The 18,240-nt window shown below is 56.5% G+C and carries 19 protein-coding genes; 12 read left to right on the top strand and 7 right to left on the bottom strand.

Annotated features, from left to right (window positions below):
• The first annotated feature begins 22 nt into the window (after positions 1-22).
• From ABLV30_RS10390 to ABLV30_RS10380, 3 genes are all read left to right on the top strand, one after another.
• Positions 23-1,093, top strand: coding sequence for a LacI family DNA-binding transcriptional regulator (locus ABLV30_RS10390; protein ID WP_025105766.1), 1,071 nt, complete (start codon positions 23-25; stop codon positions 1,091-1,093).
• 385 nt (positions 1,094-1,478) lie between these two features.
• Positions 1,479-1,913 (top strand): GNAT family N-acetyltransferase, encoded by a 435-nt coding sequence (locus ABLV30_RS10385; protein WP_014229506.1) that lies wholly within the window; start codon positions 1,479-1,481, stop codon positions 1,911-1,913.
• Between the two features lie 237 nt (positions 1,914-2,150).
• Positions 2,151-3,359, top strand: a complete 1,209-nt coding sequence (locus ABLV30_RS10380) for a diguanylate phosphodiesterase (protein ID WP_154904423.1) — start codon at positions 2,151-2,153, stop codon at positions 3,357-3,359.
• A 188-nt stretch (positions 3,360-3,547) separates the two neighbouring features.
• Here ABLV30_RS10380 and iraP read toward each other — a convergent pair whose 3' ends face one another.
• Entirely contained in the window at positions 3,548-3,859 is a 312-nt protein-coding gene (gene iraP, locus ABLV30_RS10375) for an anti-adapter protein IraP (protein ID WP_049083441.1), read from the bottom strand.
• A gap of 127 nt (positions 3,860-3,986) precedes the next feature.
• Complete coding sequence (locus tag ABLV30_RS10370) at positions 3,987-4,268, bottom strand: hypothetical protein (protein ID WP_049083440.1); 282 nt, start codon at positions 4,266-4,268, stop codon at positions 3,987-3,989.
• A gap of 181 nt (positions 4,269-4,449) precedes the next feature.
• Between ABLV30_RS10370 and ABLV30_RS10365 the strand changes: the two genes are divergently transcribed.
• Together ABLV30_RS10365 and ABLV30_RS10360 are read left to right on the top strand one after the other, a co-directional pair.
• Positions 4,450-5,427: a DUF1852 domain-containing protein gene (locus ABLV30_RS10365; RefSeq protein ID WP_014229504.1), complete on the top strand. Its 978-nt coding sequence runs from the start codon at positions 4,450-4,452 to the stop codon at positions 5,425-5,427.
• A 27-nt stretch (positions 5,428-5,454) separates the two neighbouring features.
• Positions 5,455-6,486: a methionine synthase gene (locus ABLV30_RS10360; RefSeq protein WP_032694476.1), complete on the top strand. Its 1,032-nt coding sequence runs from the start codon at positions 5,455-5,457 to the stop codon at positions 6,484-6,486.
• A 142-nt stretch (positions 6,487-6,628) separates the two neighbouring features.
• On the opposite strand, the gene ABLV30_RS10355 is transcribed toward ABLV30_RS10360, so the two are convergent.
• From ABLV30_RS10355 to ftrA, 3 genes are all read right to left on the bottom strand, one after another.
• Entirely contained in the window at positions 6,629-6,907 is a 279-nt protein-coding gene (locus tag ABLV30_RS10355; protein WP_032749016.1) for a hypothetical protein, read from the bottom strand.
• A gap of 218 nt (positions 6,908-7,125) precedes the next feature.
• Positions 7,126-7,221 (bottom strand): protein MgtS, encoded by a 96-nt coding sequence (gene mgtS, locus ABLV30_RS10350; protein ID WP_004102377.1) that lies wholly within the window; start codon positions 7,219-7,221, stop codon positions 7,126-7,128.
• Positions 7,222-7,356: 135 nt separating this feature from the next.
• Positions 7,357-8,367: a transcriptional regulator FtrA gene (gene ftrA / locus ABLV30_RS10345; RefSeq protein WP_109240408.1), complete on the bottom strand. Its 1,011-nt coding sequence runs from the start codon at positions 8,365-8,367 to the stop codon at positions 7,357-7,359.
• Between the two features lie 67 nt (positions 8,368-8,434).
• Between ftrA and ABLV30_RS10340 the strand changes: the two genes are divergently transcribed.
• The 7 genes from ABLV30_RS10340 (at position 8,435) to urtE (ending at position 15,766) form a co-directional block, all read left to right on the top strand.
• Positions 8,435-8,827, top strand: coding sequence for a rhodanese-like domain-containing protein (locus ABLV30_RS10340; protein WP_048263392.1), 393 nt, complete (start codon positions 8,435-8,437; stop codon positions 8,825-8,827).
• A gap of 149 nt (positions 8,828-8,976) precedes the next feature.
• On the top strand, positions 8,977-10,080 hold the full coding sequence (locus ABLV30_RS10335) for a cobalamin-independent methionine synthase II family protein (protein WP_032719179.1): 1,104 nt from the start codon (positions 8,977-8,979) through the stop codon (positions 10,078-10,080).
• Between the two features lie 177 nt (positions 10,081-10,257).
• Positions 10,258-11,529 carry an urea ABC transporter substrate-binding protein gene (gene urtA, locus ABLV30_RS10330; RefSeq protein ID WP_014229499.1) on the top strand — a complete coding sequence of 424 codons (1,272 nt, stop codon included), beginning with the start codon at positions 10,258-10,260 and terminating at the stop codon, positions 11,527-11,529.
• Between the two features lie 84 nt (positions 11,530-11,613).
• Positions 11,614-13,188 (top strand): urea ABC transporter permease subunit UrtB, encoded by a 1,575-nt coding sequence (gene urtB / locus ABLV30_RS10325; RefSeq protein WP_187228219.1) that lies wholly within the window; start codon positions 11,614-11,616, stop codon positions 13,186-13,188.
• Positions 13,188-14,261 carry an urea ABC transporter permease subunit UrtC gene (gene urtC, locus ABLV30_RS10320; protein WP_014229497.1) on the top strand — a complete coding sequence of 358 codons (1,074 nt, stop codon included), beginning with the start codon at positions 13,188-13,190 and terminating at the stop codon, positions 14,259-14,261. Before urtB ends, urtC begins: the two co-directional genes overlap by 1 nt.
• Positions 14,261-15,058, top strand: coding sequence for an urea ABC transporter ATP-binding protein UrtD (gene urtD, locus ABLV30_RS10315; protein WP_025105756.1), 798 nt, complete (start codon positions 14,261-14,263; stop codon positions 15,056-15,058). Before urtC ends, urtD begins: the two co-directional genes overlap by 1 nt.
• 9 nt (positions 15,059-15,067) lie before the next feature.
• Complete coding sequence (gene urtE / locus ABLV30_RS10310; RefSeq protein WP_014229495.1) at positions 15,068-15,766, top strand: urea ABC transporter ATP-binding subunit UrtE; 699 nt, start codon at positions 15,068-15,070, stop codon at positions 15,764-15,766.
• Between the two features lie 500 nt (positions 15,767-16,266).
• On the opposite strand, the gene ABLV30_RS10305 is transcribed toward urtE, so the two are convergent.
• Together ABLV30_RS10305 and ydeE are read right to left on the bottom strand one after the other, a co-directional pair.
• On the bottom strand, positions 16,267-16,737 hold the full coding sequence (locus ABLV30_RS10305; RefSeq protein WP_009654748.1) for a helix-turn-helix domain-containing protein: 471 nt from the start codon (positions 16,735-16,737) through the stop codon (positions 16,267-16,269).
• 117 nt (positions 16,738-16,854) lie between these two features.
• Positions 16,855-18,048 carry an efflux MFS transporter YdeE gene (gene ydeE / locus ABLV30_RS10300; protein WP_032719177.1) on the bottom strand — a complete coding sequence of 398 codons (1,194 nt, stop codon included), beginning with the start codon at positions 18,046-18,048 and terminating at the stop codon, positions 16,855-16,857.
• Between the last annotated feature and the right edge of the window lie 192 nt (positions 18,049-18,240).

Genomic DNA, 18,240 nt, shown 5'->3' with positions numbered 1-18,240 from the left:
TTTGATTCAGAAGGAGTGCACTATGCAGCGTCGCCTGGCAACGCTTGACGATGTGGCCCGCGAGGCCGGCGTGTCTCAGCAGACGGTCTCCCGGGTGCTGAATAATCCGGACGTGGTGTCTGAACGAACCCGCGATAAGGTCATCCGCGCGATGCAGGCGCTGCGCTACGTACCGAACCGTTCCGCTCAGCTTCTGGCGGGGAAATCCGCGCCGTCGATTGGGCTGATAACCGCTTCGCTGACGCTGCACGCGCCTTCACAAATCGCCGCGGCGGTGAAAAGCTACGCCGGTCTGCATCAGCTTGAGGTCTCGATTGCGATGCCGGTGCAGGTCGACTATCCGTCGCTGCAGGCGCGGCTTAATGAGTTTCGCGCCCAGCATATTCGCGGCGCGATTATCAGCCTGCCGCTCGAAAGCAGCCTCGCGGAGCGGCTGGTGGTGGAAAACCCCGATATCGCCTGCATGTTTCTTGATGTTTCGCCGGAGACCGACGTGTGCTGCGTGCGTTTCGATCATCGCGACGGCTGCGGCGCGTGCGTGCGGCATCTCTGGGACGCCGGGCACCGGGAGTTCGGCCTGCTGGCCGGGCCGGAGAGCTCGGTCTCCGCGCGCATGCGATTGAGCAGCTGGCGCGAGGCGCTGCATCGGCTGGGCGTCAGTAATGCGGTGACGGTGTTTGGCGACTGGAGCGCCGCCAGCGGCTGGAACAAAACGTTTGAGCTCCTGCATCATCATCCGCGCATTAGCGCCATCGTGGTGGCTAACGATCAGATGGCGCTCGGGGTACTGAGCGCGCTGGCGCAGTTGAATCGCACCGGCAGCCAGGCGATCTCGGTCACCGGCTATGACGATACCGCGGACAGCCTCTACTTCCAGCCGCCGCTGACCACCGTCGCCCAGGATTTTAACGTTCTGGGAAAAAGGGCGGTTGAGCTACTCATCCAGCTAATGGCTGCCCCGCAGATGAAGATCCGCGAGCTGCTGCCGACGCGCCTGATTATCCGCCAATCCACCTGGCCCTGCGCGGGCGCCACGCAGGAGGAGAAAGAGGGCCTTGTCGCGCAGATTAAAGCGCTGGTGGAAAAGCTGTAAGCAACGGTCCGTTTAGCTTTCATTGATGTTGCGCGTGATAGCTTATCGGACAAGCGTACTCAGGGGGTTATGCCCTGAACGTAAAAATGCAAAACACAATCTATCCATGCAAGCATTCATTCACCGCCAGTCACATGGCGGTTTTTTTTGCCCGTTTTCGGTCGTTAGAATATGGCGTTATTTTATTTAATTCTGCCTCCTGGTCGATTACTCGCCGCTGTTAAGCATAAATGCGCTGTTTTCACGCCGCGGTGTCAGAAAATTTCCCCGGCTTATACTTTTTTATCCAGCATAAAATGCTGTTGACCGGGGGCGGCAGGGCGCGCTTTTTTTAGCGCCATTTGGCTATGCTGAAAGCCAAAGCAGGCGAGTGAAAGGCAACGTCATGATGATATTAAAAGATAAAGAGCACGTGGACTCGGTTGACTGGCGGACGGTGGCGGAGATTATCGCCGCCGCAGGTCTCAATCAGCGGGACGTCGCGCTGGTGGAGCGCGCGTTTCGCCATAGTACCTTTTGCTGGTTTGGCTATGAAAACGGGCAGCTTATTGCCGTTGCCCGGGCGATTAGCGACCTGACCTGGTGCAGCTATCTGGCAGATGTCGCGGTGCACCCGCGCTGTCAGGGAAAGGGGTACGGGCAGCAGCTGATGCAATCGGTCAGCGATCGGCTGCGGCCGTTCGGCAAAACCTTCATCTACTCGGTGGTGGATAAAGTCGGCTTTTATCGCCGCTTTGGTTTTGAAACGCTGACCACGGGCATGGTCTGCGCCAGCGAAGAGGCGATAGCGCGTATGCGCGAGCAGGGATTTGTTGGCTAGTAAATACCGCTTAAAAAAACGCATTTACCAAACGGTTTAAATGGCTGCTGAATGAATCACTACCATTACCCGCGCCGCTAAGGATTATTTCGCTGGCCCTTGCCGGTTGCTGCCGTAAATAATCGGATAAACTTAGTCGGCTACAGCCGGTCCAGTTAATTATGACAGATAGCCTGGGTTAAAAGGGTAAACTGTGTTACACAGTCCCATTCTCCTGGCAAACATCTGGATGGGATTATGCTGACAACTCTGATTTACAGAAGTCAGATGCATTTAACACAAGAAACCGATCTCATACTGCTGGTTGAAAAAGCGAATGCTGAGAACGCAGCACGCGGGATTACGGGCATACTTCTTTTAAAAGATAATGTTTACCTTCAGATACTTGAGGGGGATGAGTGCGTGCTTGAGCAGCTATTCAGCACGATCAAGCAAGACGATCGCCACCATCAGGTTGTCGAGCTGATGCGTGATTACGCCCCGCGCCGGCGCTTTGAAAACGTAGGGATGATGTTTTTTGACCTGAATAAACTGCAAACCGCTGACGTCCTGACAAAGGTTCGCCAGCTTAGCCAACTGAAAGGTTATCTTTCCACCGAAGAGCGCGTCTATAAATTTATCCATACTTTTATCAGTCAAAAAAGCGCTGCCGCGCCGTTACCCTTTTTACGGCCTGACAAATGGTCGCTTCATTCGCGTAAACATGCATTTCATGCGCCGCAAGAATCGTTTTTTGCCGGTCAATGTTGTCAGTTTGCTTTCCAGCCCATTATCGAACCGTTGGCCGGGAATATCACTTCGCTTGAAGCGCTTATTCGTGATAAAGAGGGCGGTAGTCCCGCCAATTTCTTTGCCTCGATTCCGCCAGAGCAACGTTATGAAGTTGATCTCAAAGCGAAATCAGTTGCCTTTGCCCTGGCGAAAGAAATCAATATAGGCGACCATAAAATATCCATTAATATCCTTCCGATGTCTCTGGTTGTTATTCCTGATGCCATTGAATACCTGCTGCGGGAAATAAAAAAACAGGGTCTTGAACCCGAACAGGTGATCGTGGAGGTGACGGAAGATGAAATGATCTCCGGTTTTAGCCAGTTCAGCAGCGCGATAAAAAAACTGCGCGTCTCTGGTATGGGGCTGGCAATTGATGACTTTGGTGCCGGTTATGCTGGACTCTCGTTGTTGACAAAAATTCAGCCTGATAAAGTTAAAATCGACCGCGAGATTATTACCGATATCCATCAGAGCGGCCCTAAACAAGCGGTGGTAAGATCGATTATCAACTGCTGCCGTGAACTTGAGATTGCGGTGGTTGCTGAAGGCATAGAGCGGATAGAGGAGTGGTGCTGGCTCGAATCTGCGGGTATTAAACGTTTCCAGGGCTTTTTATTTGCCATGCCGACAGTCAACGGCGTCGGTGATATACGCTGGCCTCGGGAAAAGTGAAGCCTGATTTGCCTTAATGTACCGAGCGGTTTGCCTCCGGCAGCAGCGCAGGCGAGGAGACATTGCGTATTCCGCCTGGAGTATCCCTATTTTCTGAAGCTGAACCGGCCAATAGTTGCTGATGGCCGGTGAGCTCATGACTAACCGCAAGCCCTGCATATTCCCAATCTATAACAGACTGACCCTTGTTAATCATCTAGCCTGTCATGACTGATTTCATCTTCGTGGGTGCTTATCAACTGCGTGAGCGCTATTTGTTCCTGAAACTTGGTCAGAAGCAGTTCTGCGTCCGTCTTCAGAACGTCTTCAGATGATTCCAGTACTGAATTTATCGCTTTCGTTACGCTGCTAACTAATTCCGTGACCCCGCCTTCCTTGCCGATAGCGAGCATCAGCGCGCTAATGAGCAAAGACTGCGCCTCGACCTGGGCAGCAAGCTGCTTACTTTCGGCATCCATGGCGGAAATTTTAGCAATTATGCTGAGAATGACATTATTCATTGTATCCCTCAAATCAATAAGTTAGAGCGGGTTGTTGATGGCTATATTCGCTGTTGATAATCCGAATTAACCATAGAACATAAATATGCCAGAAAAAATATCGGTAGCGTTAGTCAGGTTTTGGACATCACCAAAGTAAAGCATGAAAACGCGCCGGTCCCACTTCCATATTCCTCCAACGATTGCGCCCGACAGAGCGCAAAGGAGCACGAAGAGTGCGGATCTTGAAAAGAAAGACGCCAGGCTTGAGGTCGTGTTTAGCCTGGCCGACCTCTGATATTTCTTGCTTCAGCATCAACTCATACAGGCGACAGGAAAATGTGTGGATGTTTAACCGGCAGGACAAGCTCGTTGGCAAGAGCGGCTGGATCTGTTCAACGAGATACAGCATGGGCTGACGCCAGACCATGAATATGGCTCATGTTGTAATGAAATTAACTCGCTTTCACTCATCTAATGGCTCTGGCATAACATGCTGTATTCGATATAGATAATATGAAGATGAAGACTGCTTATGGAAGCCTGCGCCAGCCTGCAACCATCAGAAAGGACTGCAGTTTTTATCTCAGAACTTAGGATGCACATCTGCGATGAATCAACAATTTACCTTTACTATTAAACGCACTCTCTTTGATGAAAACTATAACCCCTCAGAAAATACGCGTATTACAACCAACTTTGCTAATTTAGCAAGAGGGGAAAATCGCCAGGAGAATCTGCGCAATACCTTAGTCATGATTGACAATCGTTTCAATACGCTGGCGCACTGGGATAACCCCAAAGGCGATCGCTATGCCGTTGTGCTGGAAATTATTTCAGCCGAAATGAATATCAGCGCCACCGGCGATACCTTTCCGGTGATTGAAATATTGCAAACCAGCATTATTGATAAAAAGACCGATGAACGTATTGCGGGTATCGTTGGCAATAATTTCTCTTCGTACGTTCGCGACTACGACTTTAGCGTATTGCTGTTAGACCATAATAAAGGACGCGCAGGTTTTAGCCTTCCGGAAGGATTCGGCGATTTGCACGGCAACATATTTAAACATTTCGTCAATTCAGCGGAGTACAAGGCCAATTTCAAAAAATCACCGGTCATTTGCCTTAGCGTCTCCAGCAAAGACACCTATCACCAGACCGGAAATCAACATCCTGTCCTGGGGCTCGAATACCGGCCAGAGGGTTCATCGTTGACTGAGCAATATTTTGGCAAAATGGGCCTGAAGGTTCGCTACTTTATGCCGAAAAACAGCGTTGCGCCTTTGGCCTTTTATTTCTCAGGGGATTTGCTGAGCGATTACACGAGCCTTGAGCTGATTAGCACCATCAGCACGATGGAGACGTTCCAGAAGATATACCGCCCGGAGATCTACAACGCCAACTCTGCCGCAGGACTCTGCTATCAGCCCGATCTGCATCATCAGGACCATTCATTAACCAAAATTGTTTACGATCGTGAAGAGCGCAGCCAGCTGGCGGTAGAGCAGGGGAAGTTTACCGAAGAGCACTTTATTAAACCGTATAAAAATATTCTGCAGCAATGGTCTGCTCATTACGCTCTTTAAGACATCGCATATATAAGGCTATCGATAATGACAAAATTATTACCCACTTCAACAGCCGGCAGCTTACCGAAACCGTCCTGGCTTGCAGAGCCGGAGAAACTGTGGTCCCCATGGAAACTGCAGAATGAAGAGTTAATTGCCGGGAAAAAAGACGCGCTGAGCCTGTCCTTATTTGACCAACTGCGCGCCGGCATCGACATCGTCAGCGATGGCGAGCAAACCCGTCAGCACTTTGTTACTACGTTTATTGAGCACCTCAGCGGCGTCGATTTTGAAAAACGCGAAGTCGTTAAAATCCGTAATCGCTATGATGCGAGCGTTCCGACCGTCGTGGGCGCCGTCGAGCGTCAAAAACCCGTTTTTGTCGAAGATGCGCGTTTTTTACGTCAGCTCACCAGCCAGCCGATTAAGTGGGCGCTGCCGGGGCCCATGACCATGATTGATACGCTCTATGACAATCACTATAAGAGCCGCGAAAAACTGGCCTGGGAGTTTGCGAAGATACTTAATCAGGAAGCCAGGGAACTGGAGGCCGCCGGCGTCGACATTATTCAGTTTGATGAGCCAGCCTTTAATGTGTTTTTTGATGAGGTTAATGATTGGGGCATCGCGGCCTTAGAAAGAGCCGTTGAAGGGCTAAAATGCGAAACTGCGGTACATATCTGCTATGGATACGGCATCAAAGCGAATACCGACTGGAAAAAGACCCTGGGAACAGAGTGGCGACAATATGAAGAAGCGTTTCCTAAGCTGCAAACCTCCAGCATCGATATCATCTCGCTGGAATGTCATAACTCACGTGTTCCCATGGATCTGCTTGAACTGATTCGCGGAAAAAAAGTGATGGTTGGAGCCATCGACGTGGCGACCAATGCGATCGAAACGCCGGAGGAAGTCGCCGCGACCTTACGTAAAGCGCTGCAGTTTGTGGATGCCGATAAGCTTTATCCTTCAACCAACTGCGGCATGGCGCCGCTATCGCGTCCGGTGGCGAGCGGCAAGCTCAATGCGCTAAGCGCCGGGGCGGAAATTATCCGCAGGGAGCTGCAGGCTAAATAGAACCCTGGCAAAGGGCTGGAAGCCTCGCCGCAGCTGACGGATATTCAGCGAATGGTATGTAAGGTAAGCGAAATGCTTCTGGCTCAGATTTCATCATTCGCTGACCGGGCATAATCAGTACGTCGTGCCGGGCGCTCGGGCGCTACTTAAAATATTTATCGAGGGGATCGTGATGGCGGTATTTTCGGAAGAAAAACAGCCAGTAGACAAAACCCAGAGTAGCGCCCAGCCCGGCAAACTGCAGATAAAGTATTTTACGTCGGGCAAGCAGGTCCATAAATGAATACGCGCCTTTCCACATATCAATAATGCCACCGTTTATCACCAGGTCTGTAAACAGCGCAAGCCCCGGCAGAGCAACCGCGTACGCCGCCATAAGGTATAAAAGCGCCGCAAGCCTCATTTTGGTATTGATATGCATATTCTGCCTCCTTGCTCATGATGACAAAGCATAACATAGCCTATCAACGATCAGCATCGAGTGGGCTGTTGAGGGATGTTCGGACGGAGTTTCTCCTGGTGACTGATACGATAAATTATCGTGTATAAGGTGGTTCATCGATCGGCAAGCCAAAAGCAGAACGCCCCCTGGTGCATTGGCAGCAGGGGGCGTTTACGGATGGGGATTATCGTCGTTCATCAGTCATCCCATTTGTGGCTCAGGTATGCGGCAAGAAATCCAAAGAACAGAATGGTTCCCAGAACTGCCATAAATACATGCATATTTCCCAGCATGATTAACCTCCATTAGTTTTGCTATGCGCTATGTTGTCCTCATTGAACGGGTTTACGGTTGTTGGATACATCTTAACCCGACTAATCTAAACAAACGATTAACAAATTGCCCAGCGTGACTATTATCCATGTGAATCACTCTCCCTTTTTACCCGCCAGCGCGCTTTTCCTGTACTGCAACGGGCTAAGGGCAAACTGCTGGCGGAAGTGATGGCGCAGGGTGCTGGCGTTTGAGAAACCGCAAAGCTCGGCAATCTGCTCAACGCTCAGCCGGCTGTGGGTTAAGTGCTGCGTGGCGCGCTGAAGGCGCTCGTCAAGCAGCCAGCGGGCGGGGGTTTTGCCGGTGGCGTCTTCGAAACGGCGTAAAAACGTGCGCTGCCCCATGCCGGCTCTTTCCGCCAGCGAGGCCACGGTGTGGCCAGCGGCGAGATTCTGGTGCAGGAAATCAAATAATTGCCCCAGCCGCTGGCTCTCCCGCGCTTTGGCCACCGGGCGAACAATCTGCTGCGCCTGCCCGCCGTCGCGATGGGGGGAAACCACTAACCGTCGGGCGACAAGATTCGCCGCTTCGACGCCGAAGTCCTCGCGCACCAGGTGCAAACATAAATCGATACCCGCGGCGCTGCCTGCGGAGGTCATGACGCCTTCGGCGCCGACGTACAGCACGTCATCGATCACCTCAATGCGCGGAAACCGCGCCCGCAGCTGGTCGGTATAGCGCCAGTGGGTGGTCGCCTGGCGGCCGTTCAGCAGCCCGGCCGCGGCCAGAACGAAAACCCCGGAGCAGATAGAAATTATCCGGCAGCCTCGCGCATGGGCGGCGACCAGCGCCTCGCACAGCGCTGGCGGCACGGGGGAGTCAATACCGCGCCAGCCGGGCACCACGATGGTGTCCGCTTCGCCTAACAGCGCCATACCGCCATCGGTCATGAGCCGAATTCCGCCGGTTGCCCGCAGCTCGCCGTCGTCGACGGCGGCCACGGCAAAGCGATACCATCGTTCGCCCATCTCCGGGCGCGGCAGGCCGAAGATCTCAACGGCGACGCCAAATTCAAAGGTACACAGGCCATCGTAGGCGAGGGCAATAACCCGGTGGCGTGACAACGTCACGGATGGAATTGTCAGGATTTCAGCGTTTTCAGTCATGGTTCTCGGCAGATGTCGCGCAGGCGGTTAATTAAAGTAGTGGTATCACAGACAAGGAGAAGATGCCATGAGTGTTGTAACCGCTATTGCCCCCGCCAGTTCTACCGACGCCGCCGCCTGGTTTCGTCATAAGCTAAGCCTCGAGACCGACTGCGCCGATGTCTACAGCGCGATGCGCGAAGGAGAAACGGATTTTGTTCTGCTGCACGTCGTTGGCAGTGAGGAAACCTTTGCCCGTCGTCATCTCCCGGGCGCCCTGCATTTACCGCACCGACAAATTGATGAAACCAGAATGGCGCGGTGGCCTGATGACACGCTGTTTGTGGTCTACTGCGCCGGGCCGCACTGCAACGGGGCGGACGTCGCCGCCATGAAGCTGGCTCTGCTGGGGCGCCCGGTAAAAATGATGCTCGGCGGCCTGAGCGGCTGGGAAGATGAAGGGTTGCCTTTCGCAAAGTGAATTTATTTCATGTGCCATGAAATATTGTCGTTTGCCGATGAAACCTCTGCATGCCAGTATCTGGACATATAGCCATCCAGAAGTCTATAAATTCAAATAATGAACTATCACGGTGGGTAATTAACTTTGCCCGCCGCTAAGGAGACACCATGCAACGTCATCAGGCCCCGTTCCGCGCAGATATTGTCGGCAGCTTTTTACGTCCGGACGCCATCAAACAGGCCCGTCAGCAGCTGGCCGCCGGCACCATCGACGCGCAGCAGCTGCGGCAGATAGAAAATGAGGCGATTCGCGTTCTGGTGCAGCAGCAGTGCGAGTGCGGGCTGCATGTGGTCACCGACGGTGAGTTCCGCCGCGCGTGGTGGCACTTTGATTTCTTTGACGGACTACAGGGCGTTGAGCGCTACGATTCAGAAAAGGGCATTCAGTTCAACGGGGTACAGACCAAAGCGCACGGCGTTCGCGTCACCGGTAAACTGGCCTTTGGCGATCACCCGATGCTGGAAGATTTTCGCTATCTGAAGAGCATCAGCGGCAGCGCTCAGCCGAAGATGACCATTCCCAGCCCGAGCGTGCTGCACTTCCGCGGCGGCCGGAAAGATATCGACGCGACGGTGTATCCGGATCTCGCCGACTATTTCGATGACCTGGCAACCACCTGGCGCGATGCCATTCGCGCCTTCTACGATGCGGGCTGCCGCTATTTACAGCTTGATGACACCGTCTGGGCCTACCTCTGCTCCGATGAGCAGCGACAGCAGGTGCGCGAGCGCGGCGAAGACCCGGATGAGCTGGCGCGCATTTATGCCCGCGTTCTGAATAAGGCCCTGGAAGGGAAGCCGGAGGATCTGACCGTTGGCCTGCACGTGTGTCGCGGTAACTTCCGCTCGACCTGGATCTCCGAGGGCGGCTACGAGCCGGTTGCGGAAGTGCTGTTCGGCGGCGTTAACATCGACGCGTTCTTCCTCGAATATGACAATGACCGTTCCGGCGACTTCGCGCCGCTGCGCTACGTTCGCCCCGGCCATCAGCAGGTGGTACTGGGCCTGATCACCACTAAAAACGGGGAGCTGGAAAACCCGGAAGGGGTGAAGGCTCGTCTGCAGGAGGCGGCGCAGTACGTCCCGCTGGCGCAAATTTGCCTCAGCCCGCAGTGCGGTTTTGCTTCCACCGAAGAGGGTAACTCTCTGACCGAAGCCCAGCAGTGGGATAAAGTCCGCCTGGTCACCGGCATCGCCGCGCAGGTCTGGTAATCTCTCCATAGCGCAGCGTTGCACTATTTTAAGGCAACGCTGTGCACCCGCCTTTATTCTCCCCGTATTCTGCCGCGCTTTCAGACGCTTTCACAACCTGGCATCGTTTTTGCCTTATCACTTCCGGTGAGTCGTTAATTCATTTTTTTGTTTTTGCGCTATTCAGGAGTGACACACATGCAGCGTCGAACACTATTAAAAGCTTTTGCTCTCTCCGCCTCTGTAATTAGCATGGGCTTCTCCTTACAGGTTTATGCCGCCGACACCATTAAGGTCGGCATTATGCACTCGCTTTCCGGGACGATGGCGATTTCTGAAACCCCGCTGAAAGATGTCGCCCTGATGGCTATCGATGACATCAACGCCAAAGGCGGCGTGCTGGGTAAAAAACTGGAACCGGTAGTGGTAGATCCGGCATCAAACTGGCCGCTGTTCGCCGAAAAAGCGCGTCAACTGCTGACGCAGGATAAGGTGGCGGCGGTGTTCGGCTGCTGGACCTCCGTATCGCGCAAATCGGTTCTGCCGGTATTTGAAGAGCTGAACGGTCTGCTCTTCTACCCGGTACAGTATGAAGGCGAAGAGATGTCGCCGAACGTCTTCTACACCGGCGCGGCGCCAAACCAGCAGGCGATTCCGGCGGTGGAATACCTGCTGAGCGAAGACGGCGGCGGGGCGAAACGCTTCTTCCTGCTCGGTACCGACTACGTCTACCCGCGCACCACCAACAAAATTCTCCGCGCTTTCCTGCACGCCAAAGGCATTCAGGATAAAGACATCGAAGAGGTCTATACCCCGTTCGGCTATAGCGACTATCAGACTATCGTCGCCAATATCAAGAAGTTCTCCGCCGGCGGTAAAACCGCTGTGGTCTCTACCATCAACGGTGATTCCAACGTTCCGTTCTATAAAGAGCTGGCTAATCAGGGGCTGAAAGCGACGGACGTGCCGGTGGTGGCCTTTTCCGTGGGCGAGGAGGAGCTGCGCGGGATTGATACTAAACCGCTGGTGGGCAACCTCGCGGCGTGGAACTACTTCGAGTCCGTCGATAACCCAACCAACAAACAGTTTGTTGCCGACTATCGCGCTTACGCCAAAGCCCACAAGCTGCCAAACGCCGATACCGTGGTAACCAATGACCCGATGGAAGCGACCTGGGTTGGCCTGCACATGTGGGCGCAGGCGGTGACGAAAGCAGGATCGACCGATGTCGACAAGGTGCGTGATGCCATGGCCGGCCAAACCTTCAAGGCGCCGTCAGGCTTTACCCTGACCATGGATGCCACCAACCATCACCTGCACAAGCCGGTAATGATTGGCGAAATTGAAAGCAACGGCCAGTTTAACGTGGTCTGGCAGACCGAAGAGCCGGTACGCGCCCAGCCGTGGAGCCCGTGGATTGCCGGGAATGATAAAAAGCCGGATCACCCGGTTAAAACCGTCAGCAACTAAGCGTTAGACCCCGGCGCTGCGCCGGGGGGAATGATTCAGTCTTCCGGGCCCGAAGCCCGGATTTCCCCGAAAAGGAGAACGACCATGAACGCATTACGCCTCATGTGTTACTTCGCGCTGCTGATGGTCTTGATACCGTGGCGGGCGCAGGCAGCGGACGCCGACGATTTTGTGGCGGCCAATCGCAGCCAGCAGGCTCAGCTGCTGGAACAGTGGGCCGCCGCGCCCGAAGCGCCGCGTTTACCGCTGCTGCGGGCGCTGAAAAGTGAAACATTGCAATCCGATAGCGGCGGTCATGCGTTCCGCAAACAGAGCGACAGCCTGCTGGCGCTGGGCGCGGTTCCGGCGCCCGTCGGCCCAACAAAACCGGTGCGTCTGACCAACCGCCTGCGTAACCTGGCGGCAGGCGCGCTGGCGACGCATCTCCTGGTTAGTGACAACGTCACGGAAAGGGCCGCGGCGGCGAAAACCCTGCAGCGCGAAGCGACGCCTGAGATGGCGGGGCTGCTACAGCAGCGTCTGACGGCGGAAACCGACGGCGCGGTGAAGTCGCAGCTGGAAATTGCGCTGGCCCGTTTACAGCTTGTCAGTCCTCAGCCCGCACAGCGGCTGGCGGCCATCGCGCTGCTCGGCCACTCCGGTGCCCCGGAAACCCAGGCGCTGCTGACGCCGTATACCGATGCCCGGCATGAGCCGGACCCGGCGATTCGCGCGGCGGCCCAGGAGAGCCTGAGTAAAATCCAGCACCGCCTGCTGCTGGGCGATCTTCTCGGCCAGGCTTTTATGGGCCTCTCCCTCGGTTCTGTCCTGCTGCTCGCCGCGCTCGGTCTGGCCATCACCTACGGTCTGCTCGGGGTGATCAATATGGCCCACGGCGAGATGCTGATGATTGGCGCCTACAGCTGCTGGCTGGTTCAGCAGGCGCTGGCGCAGCTGGCGCCGCAGTGGCTGGCCTTCTATCCGCTGATTGCGCTGCCGGTGGCGTTCCTGATCACCGGCGGTATCGGTATGGCGCTGGAACGCACCGTGATCCGCCATCTGTACGGGCGCCCGCTTGAGACGCTGCTCGCCACATGGGGGATCAGCCTGATGCTGATCCAGCTGGTGCGCATGCTGTTTGGCGCGCAGAACGTTGAGGTCGCCAATCCGGCATGGCTCTCCGGCGGCGTGCAGGTTCTGCCGAATCTCATCCTGCCGTGGAACCGTCTGGCGGTACTGGTTTTCGTGCTGCTGGTGCTGCTCTTTACCTGGCTGACGCTGAACAAGACCCGGCTAGGGATGAACGTGCGGGCGGTGACGCAAAACCGCGCGATGGCGGCCTGCTGCGGCGTGCCGACCGGACGGGTCGATATGCTGGCGTTTGGCCTCGGTTCGGGGATCGCGGGGCTGGGCGGCGTCGCGCTGTCGCAGCTCGGTAACGTCGGGCCCGAACTGGGCCAGGGCTACATTATCGACTCCTTCCTCGTGGTGGTGCTCGGCGGCGTTGGTCAGCTTGCGGGCAGCGTGGCGGCGGCGTTTGGTCTTGGCATCTTTAACAAAATCCTTGAACCGCAGATGGGAGCCGTGCTGGGTAAGATCCTGATTCTGGTCTTGATTATCCTGTTTATCCAGAAACGTCCCCAGGGACTGTTCGCCCTCAAAGGGAGGGTTATTGACTGATGAGCCAACCTATTACCTTAACGCTGGCGCGCAAAGCGCCGCGCCCGCTGCGCTGGTTCGGCGTGCTGCTACTGCTGGGCCTGCTAAGTATGCCGTTTCTGGCGCTGCTGCCCGCCACGCATCCGCTGGCGGTCTCCACCTGGCTGCTGACGCTGACCGGCAAGATCCTCTGCTACGCCATTGTCGCCGTGGCGCTGGATTTGGTCTGGGGCTATGCCGGGATGCTCTCGCTTGGCCATGGGATCTTTTTTGCCCTCGGTGGCTACGCCATGGGCATGTACCTGATGCGCCAGGCGGCGGGCGACGGATTGCCGGCCTTTATGTCGTTTTTGTCGTGGAGCGAGCTGCCGTGGTTCTGGTGGGGCACCCAGCATTTCGCCTGGGCTATGCTACTGGTGGTGCTGGTGCCCGGCCTGCTGGCGCTGGTTTTCGGCTGGTTTGCCTTCCGCTCGAAAATCAAAGGCGTCTATTTTTCGATTATGACCCAGGCGCTCACCTACGCCGGGATGCTGCTGTTTTTCCGTAACGAAACCGGCTTTGGCGGTAACAACGGTTTTACCGGCTTTACCACGCTGCTCGGTTTCTCCGTCACCGCCATCAGCACGCGGGCGGCGCTGTTTATGGCCACGGTACTGCTGCTGTTGCTCACCCTGTGGATTGGCTATTTGCTGGCGCAAAGCAAATTTGGCCGCGTGCTGACGGCGGTGCGCGATGCTGAAAACCGCCTGATGTTCTGCGGCTACGACCCGCGCGGCTTTAAGCTGCTGGTATGGACCCTTTCAGCCGTACTGTGCGGCCTGGCGGGGGCGCTGTACGTGCCGCAGGTCGGGATCATCAACCCCAGCGAAATGTCGCCGACCAACTCTATCGAAGCGGCCATCTGGGTGGCGCTCGGCGGTCGCGGAACCTTAATCGGCCCGGTGCTCGGCGCGGGGCTGGTCAACGGCGCGAAAAGCTACTTTACCGTGGCGATGCCGGAGTACTGGCAGCTCTTTCTGGGGCTGATTTTTATTATCGTGACGCTGTTTTTACCGCGTGGCGTTATCGGCCTGCTGCGTAAAGGAGATCGCTGATGCCATTGGATGAAGAGCTATTTACCCGCCAGCTGCCGACGGACCGCTTTCGCGAGCAGACCGATCCGGTACTGCAGCTGGAAGAGATTAACGTCAACTTTGACGGTTTTCAGGCGTTGACCAACCTGTCGCTGCAGATTGGCGTGGGCGAGCTACGCTGCGTGATTGGGCCGAACGGCGCCGGTAAAACCACCCTGATGGACGTCATCACCGGCAAAACCCGGCCGCAGAGCGGCAGGGCGCTTTACGATCAGTCGGTGGACTTAACCACCCTCGATCCCATCGCCATCGCCCGCCAGGGCATCGGGCGCAAGTTTCAGAAACCGACGGTCTTTGAGGCGCTGACGGTGGCAGAGAATCTCGAACTGGCAATGAAAGGTGATAAATCGGTGTGGGCCAGCCTGCGGGCGCGCCTGAACAGCGAGCAGGCCGACCGAATCAGCGAAACCCTGCGCCTGCTGCGGCTGGAGGGCGAACGCTATCGGCCGGCGGGGCTGCTGTCGCACGGGCAAAAGCAGTTTCTGGAAATCGGCATGCTGCTGGTGCAGGAGCCGCATCTGCTGCTGCTGGACGAACCCGCCGCCGGGATGACCGATGCGGAGACAGAATATACCGCCGAGCTGTTCCGCACCCTTGCCGGGCAGCATTCGCTGATGGTGGTCGAGCATGATATGGGCTTTGTCGAAACCATCGCCGACAGGGTGACGGTGCTGCATCAAGGACAGGTGCTGGCGGAGGGGTCGCTGCGCGAGGTGCAGGCCAACGAACAGGTGATTGAAGTTTATCTCGGACGCTAAGGAGCGCGGATGTTACAGGTTAATCAACTACATCAATATTATGGCGGCAGCCATATCCTGCGTGGAGTGGATTTTGCCGCTCGCCAGGGCGAGATCACCTGCCTGCTCGGGCGCAACGGGGTGGGAAAAACCACCTTGCTGAAGTGCCTGATGGGGCTGATCCCGGCGCGCAGCGGCGAAGTGCTGTGGCAGGAGAAGAATATCACCCACCGTAAACCGCACCAGCGGGTACAGTCGGGGATCGCCTACGTGCCCCAGGGGCGGGAGATTTTTCCGCGCCTGACGGTGGAGGAGAATCTGCTGATGGGGCTGTCCCGCTTTCCCGCCCGCGACGCGCGCGCGGTGCCGGAAGAGATTTATCAGCTGTTTCCGGTGCTGAAAACCATGAAGCAGCGGCGCGGGGGCGATCTTTCCGGCGGGCAGCAGCAGCAGTTGGCCATTGGCCGCGCGCTGGCCAGCCGTCCGCAGCTGTTGATTCTTGATGAACCGACGGAGGGCATTCAGCCGTCGGTGATTAAGGAGATTGGCGAGGTGATTCGTCAGCTGGCGAACCGCGGGGATATGGCGATTCTGCTGGTCGAGCAGTTCTATGATTTTGCCGCCGGTCTGGCGGATCGCTATCTGGTGATGTCGCGCGGCGCGATTATCCAGCAGGGCAACGGCGGCGATATGGAAGCCGAAGGCGTCCGCGGGATGGTTACCATTTAACTCGCCCCGGATGGCGGCCTCCCCCCGGCTCGCGCTGCGCTTAGCCGGGCTACAGGTATATAGCAGTCTGCTGGCCCGTAGCCCGGGCAAGGCGCTTTGCGCCGCCCCCGGGGAGTTCGCCACAGGGCGCATTGGATATGATTTCCCGGAGGCGATGCTGCGCATCTGTCCGGGCTACCGCTCGCAGACGGCGATGAACACGTAGCCCGGGCAAGGCGCTTTGCGCCGCCCCCGGGGAGAGAGCCATAGTCCGCACTAGATATGGTTTCCCGGAGGCGATGCTGCGCATCTGTCCACGCTACCGCTCGCAGACGGCGATGGACCTGTAGCCCGGGCAAGGCGCTTTGCGCCGCCCCCGGGGAGAGCGCCATAGTCCGCACTAGATATGGTTTCCCGGAGGCGATGCTGCGCATCTGTCCGCGCTACCGCTCGCAGACGGCGATGGACCTGTAGCCCGGGCAAGGCGCTTTGCGCCGCCCCCGGGAGAAGCGCGCAGAGGGCTATTTGCGCAGCAGCCGCTGCAGGCGCGCCTGACGCCAGCGATTGATCCATTCGCCAAAAACAAACAGGCGCAACCCTTTAACCACCAGCAGCGCTCCCCAGACGATCGCCACCCATGCGGACCAGTAGCTCTCTGCGCCGCTCAGCCAGTTCAGCAGCGCCAGCAGAACGCAAACGACGACGGCCACCGTCAATGAACGGTAAAAACGGCTCTCGCGTTCGACGCGCGCTTTGGCTTCCTCAATACGTAAATCCAGCGACGCTTCGTGGCCCGCCGGCGATTCGCCGCTAATCTCGGCGACGTTTACTTCAAATACCGCCGCAAGCGCGCTGAGCGTCTCGAGGCCGGGACGGTCGCCGTTCTCGATGCGCTGAATGGTGCGCACGCTGACGCCGGCCAGTTCGGCAAGCTGCTCCTGCGACCAGGCGCGCTGCAAACGTAATTGTTTAACCTGATGACTACTGTTCATTGTTTCTATCTCCGGGTGAAAACCTGAGATGGAGTATCATCGAGCGGGCTGTCGGGCACCACGATCGAAACCCGACAGGGACGCGACAGCAACCTGACAGCCGCACGGCGCCCGGCATCAGGCGCGGGCGACCGCGCTACCGTTCCACGGACGAACGTTCATGCCGCGGAAAATCATCAGCCATGCGGCGATAATCGCCAGCATCAATATCACAAACAGCGACCAGTGCGGCAGATGGGTCAGAATCGTCCCGGTCAGCATCGGGTTAAACGCCGCCCCCAGCCAGCCCAGCGACTGGGCGGAAAAGTAGCTGGCTTTCATGCCCGGCGGCGCAATGTTATCGATCAGCATATATTCCCCCGGCGCGTAGATAACCTCTCCGAGCGTAAAAATAGCGGCGGAGACGCCCCACAGCAGCAGGCTGTTATCGGAAATAACAAAACCGCCCAGCCCGAGCACAAAACAGACCGTTCCAAAGGTCATCAGCGGGCGAATATTGCGGGCGGTAAGGCGACGACCAACCGCATACTGCAGCGCCACCACCACGGCCGCGTTAACCGGCAGTACCACCGCAACCACTTTTTCGGCAAAATCGCTGTCCGCTACCACCAGCACATACTGAGAAATGCAGGAAGCGAAAGAGCCGCCGACAAAGGAGGCCAGCAGGCCGGAAAGGGTAAACCACAGCAGAGCGCGATCGCGCAGCAGCACCGACGGCGACCACTGGACCGCGTTATCCTGAGCAATCGCGGCGCTGGTGCGCTGCACAAACAGCTGAATAAATACCAGCGGAAGGGCGGCGCAGCCGGCCGCCAGCCAGAACGGCAGGTTAATACTGTGCATGACCAGCAGAGTGCCGATAGGCGGCCCAACGGTCCAGCCAATATTGAGAAAGGTGTAGTTAAGGGAAAAAATCTGCGCCTTCTTTTCCGGCGACAGCACGTCGGCAAACCACGCTTTCAGCACGGTTGAGAAGACGGAGTAGGCGCAGTTAATCAGCGCGAAGAAAAACACCACCAGCGCGACGCTATTGATCAGAGGAATAGCGATAAAGCCGCCAATAAACGCCAGCACGGCGAGCGTCATATAGCGCTTTTTGTCGAACTTATCGGCGAGAATGCCAAACCCCATGCTGAACAGCACCCCGACGATCAGCGCGCTCGACAGCGCATAGCCGATTTTATCCACCTCCAGCTGGTACTGGCGGGTGAGGTAGATCGTCATAAAAGGTAACGTTGCGCCGCGGCCAATGGTTAACAGCAACGACGAAGCCAGCAGCGCTGCGGTTGAGCGCCTGAGAGTCGGTATCATTTTTTCCTTGCCTGATGTGATGTTATTTTTGTTGTCACGATCACAAATAGCACGCTAACCGGGGCTTGTATAGTTCCCGGGGGGGATGAAAAGCACGCCAGCGCCCTACCGAAAATAATGATCTATGCGGCGGACGAATTATTCGGTAGTTTGATTTTGTTCGCAAAAATTCCAATAACAACCGAGGCGGGT

The sequence above is a fragment of the Klebsiella sp. CN_Kp113 genome (assembly GCF_040064585.1).
Taxonomy (GTDB): domain Bacteria; phylum Pseudomonadota; class Gammaproteobacteria; order Enterobacterales; family Enterobacteriaceae; genus Klebsiella; species Klebsiella michiganensis.
The sequence above is the reverse complement of the archived record's forward strand: the minus strand, read 5'-3'. Positions and strand labels throughout refer to the sequence as shown.